Here is a 23,926-nt window from a genome sequence, read left to right on the forward strand (position 1 = left end):
GGTTCTATGGCTGAACAGCGCTATCGTGGTTTTGTGCAGTGGCGTCATCTGGTGGAGTGGATGCAGGAAGATGGGGTGATCACTGCAGCCGTGGCGGAGCAGACCATCGCGCGGTGTTCCCAGGCAGAGAGCGCGCAGCCCGCCTTAGTGCGGCTTGCGGCAGTGGGGATAGAGTCCGCTGCAGACGGCAGGCCGCTGGAGGTGGAGCAGCTCACGCAATACCTGGCGCGCAGAGCCGGCCTTGAGTATTTGCGTATCGATCCGCTGAAGGTGGATGCTGGCAAGGTGGCTGATGCCATGAGTGCGGTCTACGCGGAGCGCCACAAGATCTTGCCGGTGCAATTGTCGCCAGGAGAAGTGGTGGTGGCCACCAGCGAGCCATTCATTGATGACTGGGTTGCGGAGGTGGAGCGTCAGGCTAAGCGCCCCGTGCGCCGTGTGGTGGCCAATCCGGCTGAGATCAAACGCTACACGGCGGAGTTTTTCGCGCTCGCAAAGTCGGTACGAGCAGCGCAAAAAAATGGTGGATCCGCGGTCACTGCCAGCTTTGAACAGTTGGTGGAGTTGGGGAAAACTGGCCGGCAACTGGATGCGAACGATCAAGGCGTGATCCAGGTGGTGGATTGGCTCTGGCAGTACGCGTTCGATCAGCGGGCCAGCGATATCCACCTGGAGCCGCGGCGCGAGCAAGGTGTGATTCGTTTTCGCATCGATGGTGTGCTGCACCCGGTTTATCAGGTGCCACCCGGGGTGATGAACGCCATCACTGCACGCATCAAACTGCTGGGGCGCATGGACGTCGTCGAAAAGCGCCGTCCACAGGATGGCCGCATCAAGACGCGCAACCCGCGTGGAGATGAGATCGAGATGCGCCTATCGACCCTGCCCACCGCTTTTGGGGAAAAGCTGGTGATGCGTATCTTCGATCCCGACACCGCAGTCAAAGACTTGTCAGCGCTTGGCTTCACTGAGCACGATGCAGTGCGTTGGCAAGCGTTGGTGGAGCGTCCCTACGGAATCATCTTGGTGACGGGGCCTACGGGGTCAGGAAAAACCACAACCTTGTATTCCACGCTGCGACGTGTGGCCACAGAGGAAGTGAACGTCAGCACCATCGAAGACCCGATCGAAAACATCGACTCGCGCCTGAATCAGACCCAGGTGCAACCACAGCTGAATTTTGGATTTGCTGAAGGGGTGCGTGCCTTGATGCGGCAAGATCCGGACATCATCATGATCGGTGAAATTCGCGATCTGGAAACCGCTGAGATGGCTGTGCAAGCCGCTCTTACAGGGCACCTTGTGTTCACCACTCTGCATACGAACGACGCGCCTTCCGCGCTCACGCGATTGATGGAGTTGGGTGTTCCGTCCTACCTGCTGAGCGCCACAGTGCTGGGCGTGCTGGCGCAACGCCTGGTGCGCGTGCTCTGCAAGGAGTGTCGTGCAGCAGATGAGAACGCTTCAGCGGACATCCTGTCGGAAGCCATCAAGCCCTGGAAGCCCAATCAAGGCAGCTACAAACCCTTTAAGCCCGTGGGCTGCGTGGAGTGCCGCATGACGGGCTTCAGAGGGCGAATGGGCATCTATGAGTTGCTCACGGTGAGTGAAGCTTTCAAGTCGCAACTGCAGGAATCAGTGAGCCTTTCGCAGTTGCGCAAGCAAGCGATCGCTGATGGCATGCGCCCTCTGCGACTGGCCGGCGCTCGCCGCGCTGCCGAAGGGTTCACCACGCTGGAAGAAGTCATCTCGGCGACACCGCCTTTGGTGTGATTTTTTCTGCCCGCTGCAACGCTTGCCAAGCTTCGCGTCGCCCGTGCGGGAGCTCAATGTCTCTCTGTTTCCTGTCCCATAGTTGTTACTGGCGCAGCGTCAATCACATCGACCCCTAGGGAAACCCCGGGGGCCATGTAGGTGAAACCCACATGGTTACGGGCGTTTCGAGTCGTCACAATGCGGCTTCGTGCAACCTAATAGGGGAGACGACTCGTGAGCATTAAGAGTCAGAAAGATTTTTTCTCAGGGCTTCTGTACATGGTGATTGGCATAGCCTTCGCCTGGGGAGCTACCAACTACACCATCGGTGACGGTGCCCGCATGGGCCCAGGTTACTTTCCACTTCTTCTTGGTTGTGTGCTGACCGTCATTGGCGCCGCCGTAGCCTTCAAGGCTCTGGTGGTGGAAACGGCGGACGGCGAACGCATCGGGAAGTTTGCCTGGAAGCCATTGTTTTTCATCATCGGGGCCAACTTGTTGTTCGGCATCTTGCTGGGCGGCATGCCAAGTCTGGGTATCCCGGCCATGGGCATGATTGCAGCCATCTACGTGCTCACGATCGTGGCTGCCATGGCGAGCAAGGAGTTCAAGTGGGTTGAGGTCTTGATCCTCGGCACAGTTTTGGCGATCGGTAGCTGGTTCGCATTCGTATGGGGCCTGAAGCTTCAGTTCCAGGTTTGGCCGAGCTTCATCGGCGGTTGAAAGGATCAACGAAATGGCGGAACTTTTTGAACATCTATCACTGGGTTTCAGCGTGGCATTCACGCTGCAAAACTTACTCTACTGCTTCATCGGCTGTGTTCTCGGTACGCTGATTGGCGTGCTCCCCGGTGTGGGCCCCGTAGCCACCATCGCCATGTTGCTGCCTGCAACGTACGCCTTGCCACCAGTGGCTGCGCTGATCATGTTGGCGGGTATCTACTACGGCGCTCAGTACGGCGGCTCCACCACTGCTATTTTGGTGAACTTGCCAGGCGAATCGTCATCCGTGGTAACGGTGATTGATGGCTACCAGATGGCCCGCAAGGGTCGGGCGGGGCCAGCACTGGCTGCAGCCGGTATCGGTTCGTTCTTCGCAGGCTGCGTAGGCACGCTGATTCTGGCTGGGTTTGCCATTCCACTGACTGAAGTCGCATTCAAGTTCGGCCCAGCCGAATACTTCTCGCTCATGATCTTGGGCTTGATTGGCGCTGTGGTGTTGGCTTCTGGCTCACTGATCAAAGCGATTGGCATGATCGTGTTGGGTCTGCTGCTGGGCTTGGTGGGTACTGACGTGAACTCCGGCGTGGCCCGCTTCTCGTTTGATATCCCTGAACTGACTGACGGCATCGGCTTCATCGTCATCGCCATGGGTGTGTTTGGATACGGAGAGATCATTTCCAACTTGTCCATGCCTGATGAGCATCGTGAGGTGTTCACTGGCAAGGTGAAGCATCTGTATCCCAGCAAAGAAGACTGGAAACGCATGATTCCGGCCATTCTTCGTGGAACCGTGATCGGCTCGACGCTCGGCATCTTGCCAGGCGGTGGTGCTCTGCTGTCAGCCTTTGCTGCCTACACGCTGGAGAAAAAGACCAAGCTCAAGCCCGGTGAAGTGCCGTTTGGCAAGGGTAACATTCGCGGCGTTGCAGCCCCTGAATCGGCCAACAACGCAGGTTCACAAACCTCGTTTATTCCTCTGCTGACCCTGGGTATTCCACCTAACGCCGTGATGGCGCTGATGGTTGGTGCCATGACCATCCACAACATCCAGCCTGGCCCTCAGGTGATGACAAGCAACCCGGAACTGTTCTGGGGCCTGATTGCTTCCATGTGGATCGGCAACGCCATGCTGATTATCTTGAACCTGCCGCTCATCGGTATGTGGATCAAGCTGCTCACAGTGCCTTACCGTTGGTTGTTCCCCGCCATTGTGCTGTTCTGCGCGATCGGCGTGTACTCTACTAACAACAACACCTGGGATGTGTGGATGGTGGGCTGGTTCGGCATCATCGGCTACATCTTTATCAAACTCGGAATGGAACCGGCTCCCTTGCTGCTAGGCTTCATTTTGGGCCCGATGATGGAAGAGAACTTGCGGCGAGCGCTGTTGCTATCGCGCGGCGATTGGAGTGTGCTGGTCACCAGACCTCTGTCTGCAAGCTTGCTCGCCGTGGCCGCATTGCTCTTGATCATCGTGTTGCTACCAGCGGTGAAATCCAAGCGCGAAGAAGCCTTCGTCGAGGATTGACGAGGCTTACCTCAAAAAAATGGCACCTTCGGGTGCCATTTTTTTTGCCTTCTCCTATCGTGCCGTCCCTCCACGCAAAAGGTCACCGCCGGGAGCGGCCTTCGCTGCGCAAATCCGCGGACAATCTACTGCACACGGCGTTGCAGTGACTCGCCAAACGGCTGGATATTGCTGCCCTTTGCCCTTTGCCCTTTTCTCTGAGCTCGAAGGCATCTCTTTTACGTTTGCCATGGAATGACTGCTTTGAAAAATGATGCGTACGCTCGAGCTGGCCTGATGACGGGCTTGATATTGGCGGCCGTTGGCGCCATTGGGTTCGCCGGCAAGGCCATCATCGTCAAGCTGGCCTATCGCTATGGTGTCGATCCGGTCACACTCATCATGTACCGCATGTTGTTTGCCCTGCCGTTTTTTATCATCATGGTCTGGTGGGCTGGGCGTGGCAAAGAGCCATTGAGCCGCCGTGATTGGCTGGGAGTCTACGGACTCGGTTTTTTCGGCTATTACTTGTCGAGCATGCTTGATTTTCTGGGGCTGCAATACATTACGGCCAGTCTGGAACGCCTGATTCTGTATCTCACTCCCACCATGGTGATTGCACTCAACTGGATACTGAAAGGTAGGCGCGTCAAATTGCCAGAGATCCTGGCCGCATCGGTAAGCTATGCCGGTGCGTTGCTGGTGTTTGGGGTGGAGCTGCGCTTGGTGCCGGGAACCGGCACCGCGTTGGGGGCGTTCCTGGTGTTTCTCTCCACCTGCACCTATGCGATCTATCTTTTTTACAGCGGTGAGTTTGTTAAACGCCTGGGTGCTTTGCGTTTGGTGGGGTTGGCGACGACAGTGGCATGCATCTGTTGTATCGTGCAATTTTTTCTGCTTCGACCCCTGTCCGCAGCGGTGGTAGCACCCGAGGTACTCTGGCTTTCCTTCCTCAACGGCACGCTTTGTACGGCAGTGCCTGTGCTGCTGATGATGATGGGCGTCGAGCGGCTCGGGCCTGATCTGGCTTCGCAAGTTGGCATGATCGGTCCTTTGGCTACCATTGGCATGGGAATCGTTTTTCTAGGCGAGCCTTTCACGCCTTCGTTGGCTGCCGGCACGGTTCTCGTGATGGTGGGCATTTACATGTTCACCCGGACACGCCGGTGAAGGTTTTCCATCAATTTTTTGAGAAGGAGTGCTCAAATGGATCTGGGTATTGCGAATAAATGGGCGCTGGTATGTGGCGCTAGCAAGGGACTTGGCCTGGGTTGCGCTGCGGCGCTGGTGGGTGAGGGTGTCAACGTGGTAATGGTGGCTCGTGGCCAAGAGGCGCTAGATGCCGCAGCTGCGCGATTGAGGGCGGGCGCTGTGGGCGGCAAGCCGATAGAGATCATCACGGTGCCAGCTGACATCACTACAGTTGAAGGCCGAGCTGCCGTATTCGCTGTGCGTCAAGATTTCGATATCGTGGTCACCAATGCAGGCGGCCCACCTTCAGGGGATTTTCGGGATTGGGATCGTGAGGCTTGGATCAAGGCCGTTGATGCCAATATGCTGACCCCTATTGAGTTGATCAAGGCGGTGGTTGACGGTATGGCCGCACGCGGGTTCGGCCGAATCGTCAATATCACCTCTAGCGCGGTGAAGGCGCCTATTGATATCCTGGGTTTGTCCAATGGTGCGCGTTCGGGTCTGACGGGTTTTGTGGCCGGTGTGGCACGCAATCCGCAATTAGCTTCCAAGGGCGTCACCATCAACAACCTTCTGCCAGGCAAATTCGATACGGATCGTCTTGCGAGCATCTATCAGGCTTCTGCAGAGAAAACGAGTCAGTCGATCGACGCGGTCCGTGCCGTAGCGCAGAAACAGGTCCCCGCGCAACGCTTCGGTACACCGCAAGAGTTCGGTGCGATTTGCGCGTTCCTGTGCAGCCAGCAAGCAGGCTACCTGACAGGGCAGAACATCATGCCGGACGGCGGTTTGTACCCCGGGGCGTTTTAGAACGTCACGATCGATTTGCGGCTAATCGATATAAACCGTTCCCACGCTTGTCAGCCTGAACGGTTTATTTTTTTGCAAGCAAATTGGTCCTAGTGTCGTGAATTGGAAGTTCGCTGAACAAATCCGTCGAGAATCGGCGCCATGCGGCGTCACAACTCCTCGCGATACCACTCGGTATCACTGCGGTTTGTTCCTTGCCTGACACCGATTTCGACAGATTTGTTTTTTCAACGAACTTCCAACTCACGACACTAGTAAGGATTTTCGGAACGAGCGCCCGCTTCGACCGGTGGGCAGAACTTCCGCCAGATCTCGGGCCGGTCAACCTGTTCTGCATAGCTTTGAAGTTGATCTGCGGCCAAGCCGGTTAGTTGTTTCGCACTGATGCCTTGGGCGTCGAGGTAATCGCTCAGCTCTTCTACGCATTGGGTCAGCGCCGAATAGCCGCGCATGAGCACAAGCGAAGCCAGCTCAACTGCGTAGGCCCCAGAAAGCAAGAACCGTGCAACATCCAAGCCACTTCGGGCGCCGTTGGTTGCAAGAATCGGGAATTGCGGGCCCAGGCGTTTTCTGGCCAAGGCCACGCAGCGTGCGGTGAGTGGCAGTGCCCACGCTCCGCCCAAGGCTGCCGAAGTGTTCAAAAGCGGCTTGTGGGTCTCAAGGTCAGGCAGGAAGCCCATGAAACGGCCCATGAGCACGACCGCGTCAGCGCCACTGTTCCTCGCGGCGTCCGCCAGCAAAGCGGGGTTCTCGCTTTGCCCCGTGAGTTTGATCCAAAGGGGTATGCTCACGGCCTCTCGCAGGCGCTTGACGATAGTTTCGATCCGGCTGGCATCGCGCTCTAGAACGATGGCGCCTTTGGCCGCTTCGTCTCCGTGCGGCGCGCCGATGTTGACCTCCAATACCCTGAAGCCCATTTTCTGAACCACCTGGGCATAGGCTACGCACTGATCCAGGTCGCTCAATATCAGGCTCGGTATGACGTAGCAGTCTGCGACGGCGGCTTCTCGGTCGAGGAAGATCAGCTCTTGCATCCAGTCCTCGAAGGATTTTTGTATTAGTCCGGAGCGACAGAAGATAGAGGCATCCTGGGGAGCATTGAAATCCCATGGGACTGGTTTCCAGTCGGTTCCAACCATCCGGTAGTCGGTTTTGTCCAGCTGTGATTTAGCCGCCAAGGATTCATTGACGGACTTGGCCACCACAGCGCCAACGCCGCTGGCAATGGCGGCACGAATTCCTTCGGCTGTCATGGTGTGCTCGCCCGAGCTACAGATGACGGGGTTTTTCAATTCCAGGCCGGAAATGTGAATGCGGAGGTCTGCCACGGTGATGTTTCCTTGCTTTGAACACACTCTGAGAACGGCGATGTGGGCGCTGAACTATGCATCGCCGCCACAAGTCGCCACGATGCTCCCGTAGGGCATCGTGATATCTGCACCGATCTCTTAGTCCAGCTTCACACCAGCGTCTTTGATGCGCTGCTGGGAAACCACTCGATCGCGCTCCAGGAATTTTGCGAATTCCTCAGGCGTTTCTCCGAGCACGTCATAACCATTGGGCTGCACGTACTTTGCGACATAGGCTTTGTCGTTGCTGATCTGTTTGATCGCTTTACTGAGGGTATCGATGACCGCCCTTGGCGTGCCCTTGGGTACGGAGACACCCATGTAAAAGCCTGCGTTCAGATCCGGATAACCAAGCTCTTTGAAGGTCGGAACATCCGGCAAGGCAGCGATCCTGCTTTGGCCGGAGATGGCCAAAACTTTGAGCTTCCCACTGCTCACATAAGGCGTGGCTGCAGTCACCCCCGCAAACATGGCATCAATGTTTCCTGCCAGCAGATCCTGCAATGCTGGGCCAATCCCTTTGTAAGGGATGTTCTTGACGTCAAATCCGCCCGCCTTTTTCAGCGCTTCAAATGAGAGGTGGGTCGTGCTGCCTGGGCTTGAAGATCCGTAGTTGTGCTTGCTGCTATCTTTTTTCATAAGAGCTATGAACTCTTTCAGATTGGAGACAGGAAGCCCTCCTTTGACAATCAACGCCATGTTGACGTCTACGATGCGAGAGACCGGAATCAGGTCGCGATAGGGGTCGTAGGGCAGCTTCGAATACAGAAAGGGGTTGAGCGATAACGACGCATCTGTGGCAAGGAGTGCGGTATAGCCATCTGGCTGAGCTTTGGAGACTGCATCTGCTCCAATGATTTCGTTGGCGCCGCCTTTGTTGTCGATGATCACCGGTTGTCCGAGCGTGGCGCCAAGGCGCTCGCCGAACGCCCGGGCCAGTGCATCAATAGGCCCGCCTGGTGGGTAAGGCACCACGATTTTGATAGGGCGCACTGGATACGACTGCGCATGGAGTGCCGGCGACATGCCCCCTGCTGCCAACGCAATGGCCACACCCAGTGTGCGAACAACGGCGCGCCGCCGGGGCGCCGCCGAGGCACTGCTGAGAGAGCTTGTGCTGTCATGTTTGGCTGAAACTTGAGAATCAGCTTCAGAGTTCGTTGGCAGAAAGTGGCCAGATGTTTTCATTTCGTTGTCTTTCGAGGGATGGGTTATGGGTCTTGTCGGTTCTGGCTTTCGAGGGTTGGTCTCGAGGACTTACCACGTGCCAGTTGTCTCACCGCTTTGGGCATTTCGAATCCGTTGTCTGCATAAATGGAGCATCCGAATTGCTCAGACAGTGCGGCGGCGCACCCCCTCAGAAGGCTCGATACCTCACCTGCCGATGAGGCGGCAGGCAGGTGCTGTATCGAACCCACGATGGAGATGATGCCGATCAGCTCGTCGGGGGATCTGAGAATGGGTGCTGCCACGGTATTGATACCTGTCAGCACTTCGTCTGGCGCTTCCTCTATCAGCTGCTTGCGAATAAGCGCCAGCCGTTCTTGAATCACGCCGACATCGGTCAAAGAGGCTGGGGTAGGCTTGGCCAAGGCACCGCCTAACAACCGCGTTCTCTGGGCTGCGCTGGCATAGGCTAGTGCAATCCGGCCTTGCGCCGAGCAATGCGCGAGCGGCCGGTTCCCGGGTTTGACCGTGATGCTGACGCTGCTTTCATTGTCCACAGCATCAATCACAAGTGCTTCGCCGTTCAAGGGTATGGAAAGCAGTGCGCTTTGGCCCGTGGTTGAACGCAGCAGGTGTAGGTACGGAGCCGCAATCGCACGGATATTGAACTGCACTCCGGCCCGTTCACCCAGGTGGAACAGTTTCCAGCCCAGGCGGTATTTCTCCGATTTCTGCTCCTGATCCACGAATCCGAATTGCCGCAGCGATGTCAGATTGCGGTGGACACGCGCCTTGGTTTGGCCGAGGAGCCTGGAGAGCTCCGTGACTCCGAGCGGACCAGAAGCGGCCCCCAACTCGTCCAGCAAATTGGCAATAAGTGCGACTGAATCAAGTGGAGCTGGGCCTTCGGAGTCTGTCATTTTGGTGCTGTGAATTTAGGTTGATAGGTTGAGGCCAACGAGCGAAGCGGCGTTGGTAGACACCATCTTGCGCACATCGGCTTCCCCATAGCCTAAATCCAGACAGGTTTCGATGACATTTCGGAAACCATCGACTAGGCGGGGGTTTCCCAATTGACCGAGGTCTGAGCCCAGAATGGTCCGGTCAACGGTACCCGCCACGATCATCGCTTGCAGCTCGACCGGGTCGTAGAACTTGAACTTGGACCCAGGGACAAACATGCACATGGAATGCTCGACATACACCCCCATGCCAACCAGACGCTTGATGTCGTCCAGTGTGGCGTCGATCACGTACGTGGGGTGATTGCAAAGCAAGCGAGTCACGCCCCGGCGCTTGGCTTCTTCGAACAACGGCCAGATCTCGGAGATATGAAGGTGCCCGGACGACAGGACGATGTCGTTTTCGGCAATCATGTCCAGGATGGGCAGCACCTCAGGCAAGAGCTTGCCTTGATCGTCCAGGACGGTCAGTGGGGTGGGCTCAAGCATCGCCTTTTTTGTCTGAGGAAACTTGTCTTTGAATTCCTCGTCTTTTTTGTGGTGATCGAGGTGGTTCTTGGATGAAAAGGTGGGCATCCAAACGAGCTTGGCACCTAGTTTGATCCCATGCTCGACCGCATAGATGTTCAAGCCACCCGTGGTGTTATTGAGGGGAACACCCGAGAGCAGCGTGACTTTAAGGTGGGCAAACCGCTTGTTCAGCAGTTCCGTCACGGGAGTTGCGGAGTAGTAATGGTCCTTAATTAGCAAGGCTCGCATACCGACCGAGCTGGCCTCTTCCATGGCGTCGCAATGATCGAAGTAGCGAGGCATGACGGAGGGGCCGCTGTGACAATGAAGATCTACCGCCCCTTCAAGCAAGCGGTTTGGCAGCCCAGGGTCAGTCTCGCGCCACTGTTTGTTGGCTTCGGAAATGATGTTTGACATGTTTGGTACTCCCGAAAATTAATCTTTGAACTCTGCTGCCTGATACTCGACCAGATGGCGGTAGTCATCCCGGATGGGAGAGAAGACGTCGAGATTGAGCGCGACCTCATCGCCAATGGGTTCGACGTAGTGCATGGTGTGCGCAGGAACGCGAACAATGCAGCCTGGGGTCATTTCGAACACCTCGTCGCCAACGTGATAGTTCATGCGCCCCTGCACGCAGATGGCGATCTGCTCAAAGTCATGCTTGTGCGGACGGACCTGGATTCTGGGTTGTACCCAGTTCATCACCATGATCACGTTTTCACCGCGGAAGCCGCAGCGCTCAATGCCTTCGCGAACGAACTCACGAGGCAAGGTATTCCAATCAATCATTTGAGTCATAGCTGCATTCCTGGTGAAAATTGAAGATCAGTGGGTAGCAATTAATTGAGATTGCACGGAGGCAGCCTGCGCGCGAAGGTACGATTGGTCGGACCCGATCAAGAACAGGCTCACACCTGACTCCTTCCAACGCGAAATTTCGCGTGCGTCCGGTAGGAAAATGCCAACCGGTTTTTTCGCCGCATCACATGCTCGGCAGATGCGCTCGGTTGCCGCGCTCACGGCAGGGTGAGCAATGTCGCCCACCCCCAAGGAAACAGCGAGGTCAGCGCGACCTATAAGGAAGCCGTCCGCTCCCTCCACGTTGACCAGGCTCTCAAGGCAGTCGAGCGCAGAGGCGTCTTCGATCTGAAAGATCAATGTGGTTTCACGGTCTGCTTCGGCGATCAATTCACCCATCCCGATAAGTCCGTAAGCGCCAGCACGAGGCGAATTGGAGAAACCGCGTGTGCCGTTTCTGTAATGCGCACTACGGACAACTTCGCTCATCCCTTGTGGGTTCACAGCGTGAGGAATGATCAATCCGGTAGCGCCCATATCGAGAACGCGCAGTACGGTGGAGGAATGGCTGTCAGGAATGCGAACCAGGGCGGGCTTCTGATTCGCCCTGGCTGCGAGCATGCAAACGTCCAATGCCTGGGCATCGAAAGGCGCGTGTTCCGCGTCGAGCACCAAGTAGTCGAGTGGCGTGGATGCCAGGACTTCGACCACTTGATGGCTTGGCGTCTTGACGAACGTGCCGACCAAGGCTTGCCGCGCCTGAAGCGCTGCGCGAAACGAAGGCTTAGTCAAGTTTGATCCCCAGCTCTTTGATGCGCCGCCCAGAGACTTCCTTGTCTTGCTTCATATAGGCAAGAAATTGCTCCGGCGTATCGCCAATCGTTTCGTAGCCGTACGGTTCGACGTTCTTTTCAAGGAAAGCTTTGTCGGCAAGCGCCTTGCGTATATCGGCTGCAATCTTGTCAACCACGGGCTTTGGGGTGCCTGCAGGGGCAGCCAGGCCCAGATAGAGATTGGCGACGACTTTGGGGTAGCCTGCTTCTGCGAACGTGGGGACATCGGGGAGTGATTTCGCCCGCTTGGTCCCTGCGATCGCCAGAACCTTGACTTTGCCTGTGGGCATTTGGGAAATCGCTGCAGTGGCTCCCGCAATCATGGCGTCGATGGAGTTGCCCAGCATGTCCTGCATGGCCGGTGCTATGCCTTTGTACGGCACATGCAGCATGTCAAATCCAGCCTCCTTTTTAATGCTCTCCATAGCAAGGTGGGTAGTTCCTCCCGCGCCAGCGGATCCGTAGCTGTGTTTGTTGCCTTCCTTCTTCATCAGGGACACGAAGTCCTTCAGCGTGGGCGTGCCCAGCGCGCTGCGAGTGATGAGGACCATATTGAAGTAGACGGCACGTGTGACTGGAGCCAGATCCTTGTCCGCGTCGTACGGCATCTTGGAGTAAAGGAAAGCGTTCTGCGTGAACGCCGCTTCCGAGCCAAGTAGCAAGGTGTAGCCGTCTGCGGGAGATTTGGTGACCGCCTGAGCCGCAATGATCTCGTTGGCGCCCGGCCGGTTGTCGATGATGACCGGCTGCTTCCAGATGGCGCCCAGTGTCTCGCCAAGGCCGCGGGCAAAGTTATCGACAGGCGCCCCGGCAGGGTAGGGAACCATGATTCGCACAGGCTTGTTCGGAAAGGTCTGCGCGCTTGAATTCGTGATGCTCAAGATGCCAAAAGCCGCGACGAGCGCGCATTTCAACATGCCGTTGACTTGTCCCCACATGAATTGTCTCCTTGTATTCGTCTCGTTGACAGGGATAGTGTATCGCTGATTGGAACAAGATGGCAATGATTTTTGTGATGACTCCGCTTGCCTGATAGCAAATCCTGATGGGGGGCAGCGTGCGGTGTGTGCTTGTAAGAGGCTCGGCCCGCTCTGTTCAGGGCGTTTTCTGAAGAGCCTTGGTCCTTTTTTAGGGCGCGCTGCTCCGCCATCGCTCAAAGCTTTACTGGGGCAGTGAGGATCTATCGGGCGTGAACCGGGTACAGGTTTCGGCGCGCATTTACTTTTCCGTCATCCGGAGATGGCCGGCCACGCGCGCAGGCGGGGTATTCATACACCGCACCCAGATCTCCGCATGCGCGCTATCTCGCTCCTACCGAGGCGTTCTCAGCGTTAGGAGGTCACTCCGTGGGAACGGGAGAAGGTGAATGCTGCTCAGGCACTCAAGCCTTCACTTCCGGGATGACACCACGATCCCCGCCACAATCAGCAAGAAGGCTATGGCGTGATATGCGCGAGGCGCTTCACCCAGGACCAGGGCCGAAAGTACCGCAGCAAATATGGGCGTGAGATTCGAGAAGAAACCTGCCACCACGGGGCCGGCCTGTTGTACGGCCATACCCCACCAGCGATAAGCCAGTACCGCGGGGCCAATCGAAACGAACAGCAGTACTCCCAATAAAGGCAATCCCCAGTCCACCTTCACGTCTGTCAATCCGAACTCGCCAGCAGCCAGCAGTCCGGACCAGCCGACGCCGAAAACCAGTTGAGCCAGCAGGAACGCAGAGCTATCTCCTCGAATGTCTTTGGGTTCTGTTCCCCTGGCCAGGAGCCACGAGTACCAAGCCCAGGAGATGGTGGCCATCAACATGTACAGATCGCCGGGCACCAACTGAAGCGAAGTCAGTTGACTCAGACTACCCCGTGCCAGGATGGTGGCTACGCCGGCAATAGACAACCCGGCTCCCACCATCTGCCAGCGGTTCACCTTCATACCGAAGAAGAAGTGACCCAACGCCAACGACCACAATGGTCCGCTGGAGCCGACGAGCGTGACGTTGAGCGGCGTTGACGTATGCAAGGCCAGATATTGCAGTGCGTTGTACAAGCCCGTGCCCACAAGTCCGAGCAAGGCAAACCGTCGCCAGTGCTGCCAAAGCCCGCTGTTGGATCGCAAGACCCAACTTGCCAGGGGAAGCAGAATGAGAAACGCGATGGTCCAGCGAAAGAAATTGAGTAGCAGGGGGGGAATCAGCGGTACCGCCAGGCGTCCAGCAACTGCATTGCCTGCCCAAAGCAAGGGCGAGAGAACCAGGAGGGAAACTGTCAGGGGGGTAAGTCGTTCGAACTTGTGCACCCCTCTATCCTGCCACGCCTGCATCCCCTCGGCTGCGTGGCTTGGCAAAGCATGGCAATATTCCTGCTTTTCTGCCCTTGGGAGTAGCGTAGTCATGCCGTTAACCGTACAGATCAGCCAACCCGGCGGTCCTGAAGAAATGCGTTTGGTTGATTTGCCGGTGGGTGAACCGGGTCCCGGGCAGATCCGGATTCGCCACAAGGCCATTGGCCTTAACTTCATTGATGTCTATCAGCGCACTGGCTTATACAGCCTGCCGATGCCCCTGTCCCTGGGCATGGAAGGCTCTGGCATCATAGAAGCGGTGGGTGAGGGCGTAAGCCATCTGCAGGTGGGCGACCGTGCGGCCTATGCCGGGCATCCGCCAGGCAGTTACAGTGAAGCGCGCGTCATGCCCGCCTTGCCGGTGTGCAAGCTACCTGATGGCATCAGCTTCGAAACCGGTGCGGCCATGATGCTCAAAGGTCTCACAGCCCAGTATCTGTTGCGCAAGACGCTTCCTTCAGAGGGCCTTCAAGCAGGGGATCATGTGCTGTGGCACGCCGCCGCAGGTGGCGTTGGCTTGATTGCCTGCCAGTGGGCCAAATCGCTCGGCTACCAACTCATCGCCACTGCCGGGTCAGAAGAGAAGTGCCAGCTTGCCCTGGCCAATGGCGCGGCACACGCGATCAACTACAGAACTGAAGATTTTGCAGCGCGTGTGAAGGAAATCACCGGAGGCAAGGGCGTGAAGGTGGTCTACGACTCGGTGGGCAAAGACACCTGGGAGAAATCTCTCGAATGCCTTCGCCCATTTGGTCTCATGGCCAGCTTCGGCAACGCGAGTGGTCCGGTGCCGCCGTTCTCGCCAGCCGTTTTGGTCGCCAAATCCTTGTATGTGACACGCGCCGGGTTGTTTACCCACATTGCGACACGTGAAGGTTGTCAAAAAATGGCGGACGATTTGTTTGATGTGGTGGGCTCCGGCAAGGTGAAGATTCACATCGATCAGCGCTTTCCTCTCGCGCAGGTGCAGGACGCGCACCGTGCACTGGAAGCAAGGAAAACGACAGGGTCCACTATTCTGACGGTGTAGGCGTTCGCTTGCGAGGGGTCGCGGATCTCATTACCCTGCGACACCCATCGCCTTTGAAGGATTGATCGCTTCTTCGCTAGGCCATCTTCATGGTTTCCAGTTTGCAATACCTCCTCGCCTGGGCCTGGCGCTCCCGGCGCATCCGCGTACCTGAGCATCCGAGCATCTGAGCGCTTGCAAGAGGAGATGCTCGTCTGCGGAGGTCCAACGCTGTGCGAAGCCGTAACACCTCCTTTGCGGAACTTGCACAACACCGGAAAGTAACCCGCTCCTATACTCATTCGAGACTTTAGGCAACGCTGAACAGGTTCTCGAAAGTGCGGCAGCTCTGGGCTCCGGCGGTTGGAGGAGTGCCCGGTTTTAACCGGGAAAGCTCTCGCGATACGTTCCGGCATTCCTTCGAATTTCGCTCCAGCATTCCGGCATGCTCGCGTCTGCGAGAACCCATTTGGCACCACCCTGAGAAAGCGTTTGCGCGTCTGCACCGGAGATCCGCGAATTCAACAATTAAAGAATCGGAGACATCAATGAAAATATGTTCAGGCTTGGCTGGCTTGGCACTTCTTGCCACCGCGTTCACCTCGTTTACCGCATCTGCGCAGAGCCCATCGAGTCTGTCCGCGCAACCCATCAAGATCGTTGTAGCGTTTGCTCCAGGGGGCGGAACTGATCTTTACGCCCGCCTGATCTCCAACGAATTGGCCAAGCGCGGCACCTCGATCGTCGTCGAGAACAAGCCCGGCGGAAGTGGCGTGATCGCTGCGAGCACCGTGGCTCGCGCCAAGCCCGATGGCCATACGCTTCTTTTCTCCTCTCTCGGACTCCTGGTCAGCAACACCGTATTGGTGGACAAGCTCCCATACGATCCGCAGAAAGAGTTGAGAGGTGTGACCCATATTGGCTCGCAACCCACGATCATCGTCGCGCGCAGCGACGCCCCTTTCAAGGACATTCGCGGCCTGGTGGCTTACGCCAAGGAGCATCCTGAAAAAGTCAATCGTGGATCTCCAGGGGCGGCAATCATTACCAACCTGGCACCCGTCGCCTTCGAATCCAAGTACGGATTCAAGACCACTCACGTGCCCTTCAACGGCGATACCCCTGGCCTGACGGCACTCTTGGGTGGACAGATTGATATCGTAGGTACAGGCCCTTCCGGACCCATGCCCTATATACGTGAGGGCCGTATGAAATTGCTCGGGGTCATGGGGGACAAGCGGCTTTCTCAATTCCCTGAAGTCGAGACGTTTAAGGAACAAGGCTACGAATTTGACGGGAGCATCTGGTATGGATTGTCTGCTCCCGCAGGCACGCCAAACGAGATAGTCAAGGAGCTGAACAAGATTTTCAACGACGTGCTGAACGACCCCGCTTTTCGTACAAGAGCGGCGGAAATGGGCATAGAGGCCAAAGGCGGCACGCCCGCAGAGTACGACGCCTATGTCCGCTCCGAAGCGGATAGGTGGGTACCTCAGTTGCGCAAGATCCAGCAGGCGGTGTCGGTTCGATGAGCTGGGCTGAAAAAGGAGGGCTCATGTTTGACGACACCATTGCCCTGGTGAGCGGTGCAAGCCAAGGGATAGGGCTGGCTTGCGTGAAAAGGCTCCTCCAAGCCGGCTGCCGCGTAGCCATGGCAGACATCGCGCTTGCGTCCGCTCAAGCGGCGATAGATCAAATGGAGATCGCCCCAGACCGTTGCCGTGCTTTTCAACTCGATGTCCGTGACGCCGCCCAATGCGCCAGTGTCGTAGCGCAGGTGCGAGCGATCTGGGGGCCACTGGGAATTCTTGTCAACAATGCGGGAGTCAGTGGTCGAAAGGACTGCATGGAGGGGGAGGCGCTTTCAGCCGAGGTGGATCGGCTCATGGACGTCAACGTCAAGGGCGTGCTGAACCTTTCCATGGCCAGTGCTGATGACCTCAAGGCCACTCGTGGCGCCATTGTCAACGTCGCTTCGCTCACCTCCTTTGTCGCCACGCGGGCCCACATCGCGTATGGCGCATCCAAGGGCGCAGTGGCTCAACTGACCAAGTTTCTGGCACGTGACTTGGGGCCTTTTGGTGTCCGCGTCAATGCGGTCGCTCCAGGTTTGGTCATGACCCCGCTTACCCAGCATATTGCAAGCAATCCGGAACACCTGCGGAATATGGTTGAGCGGACTTTCCTGAAGGTGCCTGCGCAACCAGACGATATTGCCGGGCCCGTGGTGTTCTTGGCCTCAGCTATGGCGGCACATGTCACGGGCGTTGTCTTGCCCGTGGATGGTGGTTATCTTGCCAATTAACCGACAGGACTGATTGCGAGATGGCTATGAAGATCACGGGAACAACGCGCATTCGGTTCATTCTTGGCGACCCGGTGCAGCAGATCATTGCATCGCACAACTCCAACCTGCGCTATGAAGCAGATGGCTTGGACGTGGCGGTGTGCCCGCTCCACGTGAGAGCCGAGGATCTTGAAACAGTCGTTCAAAGTATCCGATGCATGCATAACGTCATTGGCTTTGGGATCACCATTCCGCACAAGATCGCCATCTTGCCCTTGCTGGATTCTCTGACTGAGCGCGCCGCGCTGATCGGTTCCGTCAATACAATTGCCCGCCGCCCTGATGGCAGTCTTCTCGGGGATAACGTTGATGGTCAGGGATATCTTGATGGCTTGACCCGGGACGGTGTCGATGTCCGTGGCCTGCGGGTCCTGCAGTTCGGCGCGGGTGGAGCGGGCCGTGCCGTGGCGTTTTCCCTCGCATCTGCAGGGGCGGCAGAACTCGTGATTCGAAATCGGAACATGGAGCGTGCGATTGCACTTGCTCAAGATGTTGCCAGAGCCTATCCCGCATGCATGGTACGCGCGAGCGACCTGGTGGCTGAAGACGATGTTCGCCAAGCGGAGATCATTGTCAACACGACGTCCCAAGGCATGCACGCCGAAGACGCGTGCCTTTTTGACTACTCAGTGCTGGCTGCTCATCAGGTGGTCTCCGACATCATCATGGTGCCCGAACTCACGCCCTTGCTGAAAGCTGGCAAGGATGCCGGATGTCTCGTGGCCTACGGAAAGCGAATGACCGAGGCCCAGTACCCGTTGGTCTGCGCCTTGCTTGGGATCGACAGACCTCATCAGGTCCACGGAGGTGCTGAGGTGTGACGAGCAGCGAATACAGAGCTTTCTTGCCTTACTGATGCGATAGCCGCACTGCGACCCAGCACGCTGAAATCCGCGAGGCTGGGAGTGCAGCGACATACGGCCTTGCTTATCGACGTTTCTATTCCCATCGGCTTAGCCGAGGCTATTTCCTGGAGATTTGACATGGAATTTGGAGTTTTCACCCTAGCGCAGCAGCGCGGCTATCACCAGACCTCCGCGGAGGTCATCCACAACTCAATTGAACAGACGGTGGCCGCTGAAAAAGCGGGATTTGACGCAGCCTGGTACGCGGAGCATCACTTCAACAACTATTCGTTGTCACCATCACCGCTGATGACCATAGCGCATGCGGCCGGCAAGACATCCACGATTCGGCTCGGAACCGCTGTCTGCATTCTGCCTCTCTATCATCCCGCCCGATTCCTCGCGGAAGTCGGTTTCGTCGATACGGTGTCGGGCGGACGGCTGGAGCTGGGTGTGGGTTCGGGCTATCAGCAGTTTGAGTTTGAGCGTTTTGGAACAAACCTGGAAGACGCCCCCGCGATCTACAACGAGTTTCTCGATCTATTACCCAAGGCGCTTTCCCAGAGCATTTTTTCCTATTCCGGGAAGCATCTCCATATTCCGCCAAGTGCCATCGCCGTTCGTTGCGTTCAAAAGCCCATGCCTCCGCTTTGGGTCACTTCCGGAAATCCCGTCACGCTCGGACGTGCCGTGCGCGAGGGGCACAACCTGTTTGTGACTGCGTTACTGGGAGGCGCGGATGCGCTGGCCAATTTGCGAGGCCGGCTGGAGAAGATTGCGGAAGACAATGGCAAGGACTTGGACCGTGACGTGAAATTCGGGCTCCTGCGTTGTGGCTACGCTTCAGACAATCCCGCGGAGATCAACTCCTATCTGGAAAATGCACGGTTCCAGCGCCGTCTTTCGGAGAGCCTGAAGTACCGGAGGCAGCAATCCGATGATGGCTACCTGATTCAGGAGGTTCCTTCCGAAACGGATCTCAGCCTGGAACAGATGCGGGAAAACTTGCCGGTCGGCTCGGTCAATGAAGTGATCGACAAGTTGCTCGCCGAGATCAGTATCTTGCGGCCCAAGCACATTGCCTGGCAGACCCAACTGGGTGACTTTGATCAGAAAACCATGCTCAAGCAGATCGATCTCTGGGGGGAGCGGATCATTCCTGTGGTCCGCAAGGAAGTCGAGCGCATGGCTGCCACCGCATAAACAGGGATCTTGACCAGATCAAAGGAGAGTAAGCATGCGTGTTCACCTGACCAATTCGGGCAATGTGGTGCTCCGTGAGGCGTTGGATGCAGACCGGCTGGATGTTCTGATCGATAAGCAATCAGAACAGAGGTTGACCCGCACCATCGCCAAGATAGGTCGCCGCGAGGATGAGCATCACCTCTTGCTCGCACCCGCGGTCGTACGCTTTGTCAGTGGTCTGGCGGGAGATCCAGCCTGGGAGGCTGGTTTTGAGAAAGTGCTCTCAAAGGCCGTATTGGCGGGTCAACTGACGGCCGAAGGCTATCTGCGTGTGCGATTCGATATGAGGATCGCAACGGAGGAAGTGACGATTGACGAGTTTCGTGCGGCGATGAGATCTCTACCCGGAGGGATCAGCATTGTCACCACAGGGGCCGGAGAGGAAGCCTCGGGCATCGTGGTGTCGAGTCTGACCTCCATATCCGCAGAGCCGCCCCTGATTTGCTTTTTTATCAACCAGGAGTCCTCGTGCTATCCGACCTTGGTCAAGAGTGGCTACTTTGCCGCCAATGTGCTGGGTCAAGGGCATTCAGATGTCATGGACGCATTTCTCCGGCGACCGCAAGGCAGGGAGCGCTTCACGGTAGGACGATGGCGTGAAGGTCATGAACGGGTCCTCGTGCTTGAAGACGCGCTGGCCAGCATGGAGTGCGATACCGTATTTACGCAGCAGATAGGAACGCACCGTATGGTCGTCGGAAAAATTCGGAGGACACGGTGCGAATCCTCAGTTCCACTGGTGCATTTCAATTCTCATACGCACCTTCTTGCCGGTGCTCACATGCCAAACTGAGGGTTTGAAGATGAGGGTCTCGCCTGGCCGGCGCCTACCGTTCTCTTCGGTAAGCCCTGAGCCGTATTACATGCCCTCCGTGGCTCTCAGCTCCTCGGAGATGAAGTCGATGAACGCCCTGACTTTCATGGGTAAGGCATCGCTGCGACGAAATACCGCGTAGATGCCGTTGGCAATTGAAGTCACCACGAAGCGGTATTCCGGTAGCAGGCGTACAAGACTGCCGTCAACAATGGATGAGCGCACGGTTGCCCCGAACAGCAAGGCTACTCCGGCGCCCCCGATAGCAGCCACGCGAAGTACTTCGCCGCTATTGGAGCTGATGACGCCTTTCACGGGGAGTTCACGGGAGACCCCCATCTCATCAAAATAGTGCCAGGGGACGACCCCGGAATCGCGCTGGTAGGTGAGGCAGCGCACGTTCATCAAGTCAGAGGGATGCTGAATATGAGCGTGTGCTTGCGCGAACGCGGGGCTCGCCACGAGTATCTCGTCGCTGCTGGCCAGACGCTTGATGATGAAGTTCGAATCATCGGAAACGCCGGTCCGGATATCAATGTCGAAACCGTGTTCGACCAGGTTCACCGGGTGCTCAGACAGTTCATGCTCGATCTGCAGACCGGGATAACGTTCCACGAACTTAGGTAACAAGGGCGCGATCAGCCTCAGCCCGGTTTGAGTCCTCGAATGAATCCGCAGGCGTCCTTCTGGCATGTCGGTAGCTTCTTTCGCCACTGCCTTCGCTTCATCTATGGCTTCAATGGCGCGCTGAGCGTGGCGAAGAAACTTGCTGCCGGCTTCGGTCGCCTTGAGAGTGCGGCTGGTGCGATCCAGGAGTTGCACACCCAACTCAGCCTCCAGCGCACTGATTCGGCGCGATATGGTCGCCGGCGACAGCCCAAGTGCCCGAGCCGCTTCCGACAAGCTCTTCTTGCGCATGGCCAGGGCAAAGATCTTGAGCGTTTGGAATTCTTTCATCGCGTTCGCTGCAAAGGAGGTGTTCCAAAAATGAATGGACTTGCGCTCTTGGGCACTGATACTATTTCTTGCGCACCGACTGTGCAACTAACGGAAGGGGACATCAAGTGGGTGCGTCTTGCGCGTCTGGTGCGAGCGGTATGGCGATATTGTCTGGTTTCCGTCAAGACTGAATGTCTGAATAATTTGGTGTGGGATGCATGCCGATTTTCAATTTTCGTGACCTTGAGACATACGCACGAGGTTTTGCGGACCGAGTGCTGCGCACGAGGCCACGCCCAGCAGCGCCAGATCTCGATCTATCTCGGCCTTCAGGAGAGAAATGGCATGTCGCACGCCATCTTCACCTGCCACGGCTGCCGCATAGTTGAACGGCCTTCCAACCAACACCATTCTGGCCCCCAGGGAAAGAGCCTTGAGTATGTCGGTTCCTCGTCTGAACCCACCGTCTACAAGGATGGGGTATTGAGAGCCCACGGCCGCAACTACTTGCTCCAATACGGCAAGTGCAGGCACAGCGCCGTCAAGTTGCCTGCCACCATGGTTAGACAGGATCACGGCGTCCACACCAAGGGCCTGCGCCTGGAGAGCGTCGTCCACGTGCAAGACGCCTTTAATGACTAACCGGCCACGCCAGCGCTGGCGAATGCGATCTATGTGGGACCAACTGAAACGCTCACGGCTTGCCAGGTCTCGTACCGCCTTTGAGGAAATGAGCGAAGCACCGCGCACAGGATGTGTGTTCTCGAAATGTGGCACTCCGTGAAACAGCAATGTGCGAAGGAACGTACCCCAGAGCCATCGAGGCCGGCTCAAACCTTGCCAGGCCAGGCGCGCACTCGGCCTGAGCGGTGCAGTGAATCCTGCACGGACATTGTTTTCCCGATTGGCCGGAACGGGAACATCCACTGTGATCATCAGTACTTCGAAGCCGGCGCCTTCTATGCGGTCCAACATGGCATCAATGCGCGCGTCCTCTGCGGGTAGATACGCCTGAAACCAGGTGCCAGGGCATTGCCGACCCACCTCTTCCAACGCGATCAAGGAGGCGCTGCTCATCACAGAGACGATGCCGGCTTCCATGGCGGCCCTGGCCAGCACCAGATCTCCACGGTAAGCCGAGAGCGCGTTGATCCCCATCGGTGCGATGCCAAAGGCGCTAGCGTAGGTTTTTCCAAAGAGCTCGACCTGCTGTGAGCGCGTCGGCATATCGCGCAGCACGCGGGTGACAAACCCATATTCATTCAGGATGGTGCGGTTGGAGTGGAACGACCGGCCTTCCTCTGACGCACCAGAGACGTAGCCAAAGACTGGTCTCGGTAGATGGCGTTTGGCGGCAGCTTCGAAATCACCAAGCGCTAGAAAGCGCCCTAAACGGCTCATGCGCTGCTTCGTGAGAAAAGGGTGCTACTTTGCTTTTTGAGCAAGACCCATTCCCCATTATTTCCCCGCTGGAGCAGGTCCTGGACAGACGTGATGGCCAACATGCTTCCTTCCATTGGCGAGGCAGCGGCAAGCGCGTTTTCAGAGTCTGCATCATGACGAAAGACCTGAAGCAAGTATCTTGCTTTGATCTGTGACTCTTCGCCAGCATCGAAATGGAGGTTGCTGATCAGGTGTGCTGACCGCCGTCCAACTGGTCGTTGGGCCAGCGCAGCGTTCACTGCATCAGGTCCTCTCAGTTCGGCACCTTGCCGATGCCATACGCCATCCGCCGCAAACATGGCACCTACCGAGCCGGAGTCGATGCCGTCCAATAGAGCGTAGAAGCGGGAAATGGTTTGTGCGCACCCCTGAAAGGCTTCAATGCTCATGATTGGGCAGACACAGTTGCAGTGGCGCCAAGCACGTCGCGCACAAACGCCTGGTCGAACACCTTATCAGCCATCACCTGGCAACGCTTGATCAGCCGGTGCTCATGGGGTCCGTAGTCCGCTACCGCGTTGTGCAGTGTTGAAATGTGATCCCACATCAGGATATCGCCTTTTGTCCAGCGATGGGTGTAGACATATTTTTCCTGTAGCTGATGGCGAAAGAGTTCGTCCAGCAATTCATCGCTTTCTTTTTCGGGAAGCTCGTTGATTCGAATCGCGTACCCCGGGTTGCAATACAACACCTTTCGGCCAGTGATGGGGTGCGTCAGGAATATGGGGTGCACTGAGGGTGGGCGCTTGGCGCGTTCCTGAGGGGTGAGCGGAGCCCGCGCGCTTCCGGGCCGACGGCGCATTTCTTCCCAGAATTTGTTGAAATCGTGGGTTGCAGTCAGCCCCTCTAGCCGCTGCTTCAAGTCATTGGAGAGATCGTCGTATGCCGCGTACATGTTGGCAAACAGGGTATCGCCCAGCGCCTTGCCGTCGCGATGTGGCACTTCCAGGGCATACAGCACATTGGTAAACCCGACCAACTGGTTGTAGGACATGTCGGTGTGCCAATCCTGCCCGGCATCACCTATGCCGATAGGAACTCCATCGCGGACGATGTTCGAGAGAATGCTGACTTCCGGGACGCCTGGTTCATACGGGCCTTTCTCAGATAAGCCCTTTTGCAGCATGCCAAAACGGGCCGAGAAGTCACGCAGATCGGCGGGTGTGATTGATTGAGTCGGAAAGCGTAGCAGGCTGTGCTCGCCCAGTGCTGTGAACAATGTTGAAAAATCTTTATCGGACAGGGGGCGAGACAAATCGAGGCCTATAACGTCTGCGCCAGTCCCTCCAGCATTTCTTCTGATATCCAACATGCGTATGTTCCATAGTGATTG

23 protein-coding genes are annotated in these 23,926 nt (G+C 57.0%); 11 read left to right on the forward strand and 12 right to left on the reverse strand.

Annotated elements, in window-relative coordinates:
* Positions 1-6 precede the first annotated feature (6 nt).
* The 5 genes from G518_RS0130420 (at position 7) to G518_RS0130445 (ending at position 5,989) form a co-directional block, all read left to right on the forward strand.
* Positions 7-1,773 (forward strand): GspE/PulE family protein, encoded by a 1,767-nt coding sequence (locus tag G518_RS0130420; RefSeq protein WP_028605692.1) that lies wholly within the window; start codon positions 7-9, stop codon positions 1,771-1,773.
* Positions 1,774-1,989: 216 nt separating this feature from the next.
* Positions 1,990-2,478 carry a tripartite tricarboxylate transporter TctB family protein gene (locus G518_RS0130425; protein WP_028605693.1) on the forward strand — a complete coding sequence of 163 codons (489 nt, stop codon included), beginning with the start codon at positions 1,990-1,992 and terminating at the stop codon, positions 2,476-2,478.
* A 13-nt stretch (positions 2,479-2,491) separates the two neighbouring features.
* Entirely contained in the window at positions 2,492-4,006 is a 1,515-nt protein-coding gene (locus G518_RS0130430; protein WP_028605694.1) for a tripartite tricarboxylate transporter permease, read from the forward strand.
* A gap of 276 nt (positions 4,007-4,282) precedes the next feature.
* Positions 4,283-5,155, forward strand: a complete 873-nt coding sequence (locus G518_RS37705; protein WP_245598224.1) for a DMT family transporter — start codon at positions 4,283-4,285, stop codon at positions 5,153-5,155.
* Positions 5,156-5,191: 36 nt separating this feature from the next.
* Entirely contained in the window at positions 5,192-5,989 is a 798-nt protein-coding gene (locus G518_RS0130445; protein ID WP_028605696.1) for an SDR family oxidoreductase, read from the forward strand.
* 251 nt (positions 5,990-6,240) lie between these two features.
* Here the strand turns inward: G518_RS0130445 and G518_RS37710 are convergent, their stop codons facing one another.
* The 8 genes from G518_RS37710 to G518_RS0130485 form a co-directional block, all read right to left on the reverse strand.
* A complete protein-coding gene (locus G518_RS37710) occupies positions 6,241-7,317 on the reverse strand; it encodes a beta/alpha barrel domain-containing protein (RefSeq protein ID WP_051237570.1) in 1,077 nt (358 codons plus the stop codon).
* Positions 7,318-7,437: 120 nt separating this feature from the next.
* A complete protein-coding gene (locus G518_RS0130455) occupies positions 7,438-8,526 on the reverse strand; it encodes a Bug family tripartite tricarboxylate transporter substrate binding protein (RefSeq protein WP_051237571.1) in 1,089 nt (362 codons plus the stop codon).
* A gap of 23 nt (positions 8,527-8,549) precedes the next feature.
* Positions 8,550-9,425 (reverse strand): IclR family transcriptional regulator, encoded by an 876-nt coding sequence (locus tag G518_RS37715; protein WP_051237572.1) that lies wholly within the window; start codon positions 9,423-9,425, stop codon positions 8,550-8,552.
* 15 nt (positions 9,426-9,440) lie between these two features.
* A complete protein-coding gene (locus G518_RS0130465; protein WP_028605698.1) occupies positions 9,441-10,394 on the reverse strand; it encodes a DUF6282 family protein in 954 nt (317 codons plus the stop codon).
* Between the two features lie 18 nt (positions 10,395-10,412).
* Positions 10,413-10,778 (reverse strand): cupin domain-containing protein, encoded by a 366-nt coding sequence (locus tag G518_RS0130470; RefSeq protein ID WP_028605699.1) that lies wholly within the window; start codon positions 10,776-10,778, stop codon positions 10,413-10,415.
* A 27-nt stretch (positions 10,779-10,805) separates the two neighbouring features.
* The gene (locus G518_RS0130475) at positions 10,806-11,570 is read right to left on the reverse strand and encodes an HpcH/HpaI aldolase family protein (protein ID WP_028605700.1); all 765 of its coding nucleotides are present in this window, start codon (positions 11,568-11,570) and stop codon (positions 10,806-10,808) included.
* A complete protein-coding gene (locus G518_RS0130480) occupies positions 11,563-12,549 on the reverse strand; it encodes a Bug family tripartite tricarboxylate transporter substrate binding protein (protein WP_036596611.1) in 987 nt (328 codons plus the stop codon). The genes G518_RS0130475 and G518_RS0130480 overlap by 8 nt, the downstream gene beginning before the upstream one ends.
* A gap of 451 nt (positions 12,550-13,000) precedes the next feature.
* The gene (locus tag G518_RS0130485) at positions 13,001-13,930 is read right to left on the reverse strand and encodes a DMT family transporter (RefSeq protein ID WP_051237573.1); all 930 of its coding nucleotides are present in this window, start codon (positions 13,928-13,930) and stop codon (positions 13,001-13,003) included.
* 70 nt (positions 13,931-14,000) lie between these two features.
* Here G518_RS0130485 and G518_RS0130490 point away from each other — a divergent pair, with 70 nt between their 5' ends.
* The 6 genes from G518_RS0130490 (at position 14,001) to G518_RS0130515 (ending at position 20,190) form a co-directional block, all read left to right on the forward strand.
* Complete coding sequence (locus G518_RS0130490; protein WP_028605703.1) at positions 14,001-14,981, forward strand: quinone oxidoreductase family protein; 981 nt, start codon at positions 14,001-14,003, stop codon at positions 14,979-14,981.
* Positions 14,982-15,508: 527 nt separating this feature from the next.
* The gene (locus tag G518_RS37720) at positions 15,509-16,492 is read left to right on the forward strand and encodes a Bug family tripartite tricarboxylate transporter substrate binding protein (protein WP_156909609.1); all 984 of its coding nucleotides are present in this window, start codon (positions 15,509-15,511) and stop codon (positions 16,490-16,492) included.
* A 23-nt stretch (positions 16,493-16,515) separates the two neighbouring features.
* Positions 16,516-17,265, forward strand: coding sequence for an SDR family NAD(P)-dependent oxidoreductase (locus G518_RS0130500; RefSeq protein ID WP_028605704.1), 750 nt, complete (start codon positions 16,516-16,518; stop codon positions 17,263-17,265).
* Positions 17,266-17,285: 20 nt separating this feature from the next.
* On the forward strand, positions 17,286-18,128 hold the full coding sequence (locus G518_RS37725) for a shikimate dehydrogenase family protein (protein WP_084652401.1): 843 nt from the start codon (positions 17,286-17,288) through the stop codon (positions 18,126-18,128).
* Between the two features lie 162 nt (positions 18,129-18,290).
* A complete protein-coding gene (locus G518_RS0130510; protein ID WP_028605705.1) occupies positions 18,291-19,355 on the forward strand; it encodes an LLM class flavin-dependent oxidoreductase in 1,065 nt (354 codons plus the stop codon).
* A 34-nt stretch (positions 19,356-19,389) separates the two neighbouring features.
* Positions 19,390-20,190, forward strand: coding sequence for a flavin reductase family protein (locus G518_RS0130515; RefSeq protein WP_028605706.1), 801 nt, complete (start codon positions 19,390-19,392; stop codon positions 20,188-20,190).
* Between the two features lie 66 nt (positions 20,191-20,256).
* On the opposite strand, the gene G518_RS0130520 is transcribed toward G518_RS0130515, so the two are convergent.
* From G518_RS0130520 to G518_RS37740, 4 genes are all read right to left on the reverse strand, one after another.
* On the reverse strand, positions 20,257-21,168 hold the full coding sequence (locus G518_RS0130520) for a LysR family transcriptional regulator (RefSeq protein WP_028605707.1): 912 nt from the start codon (positions 21,166-21,168) through the stop codon (positions 20,257-20,259).
* A 210-nt stretch (positions 21,169-21,378) separates the two neighbouring features.
* A complete protein-coding gene (locus tag G518_RS37730) occupies positions 21,379-22,551 on the reverse strand; it encodes an alpha-hydroxy acid oxidase (protein ID WP_036596612.1) in 1,173 nt (390 codons plus the stop codon).
* Complete coding sequence (locus G518_RS38940; protein ID WP_051237576.1) at positions 22,548-22,982, reverse strand: nuclear transport factor 2 family protein; 435 nt, start codon at positions 22,980-22,982, stop codon at positions 22,548-22,550. Before G518_RS38940 ends, G518_RS37730 begins: the two co-directional genes overlap by 4 nt.
* Positions 22,979-23,905 (reverse strand): TauD/TfdA dioxygenase family protein, encoded by a 927-nt coding sequence (locus G518_RS37740; RefSeq protein WP_051237577.1) that lies wholly within the window; start codon positions 23,903-23,905, stop codon positions 22,979-22,981. Before G518_RS37740 ends, G518_RS38940 begins: the two co-directional genes overlap by 4 nt.
* Positions 23,906-23,926: the final 21 nt, after the last annotated feature.

It is taken from the genome of Ottowia thiooxydans DSM 14619, assembly GCF_000422885.1.
Taxonomy (GTDB): Bacteria; Pseudomonadota; Gammaproteobacteria; order Burkholderiales; family Burkholderiaceae_C; genus Ottowia; species Ottowia thiooxydans.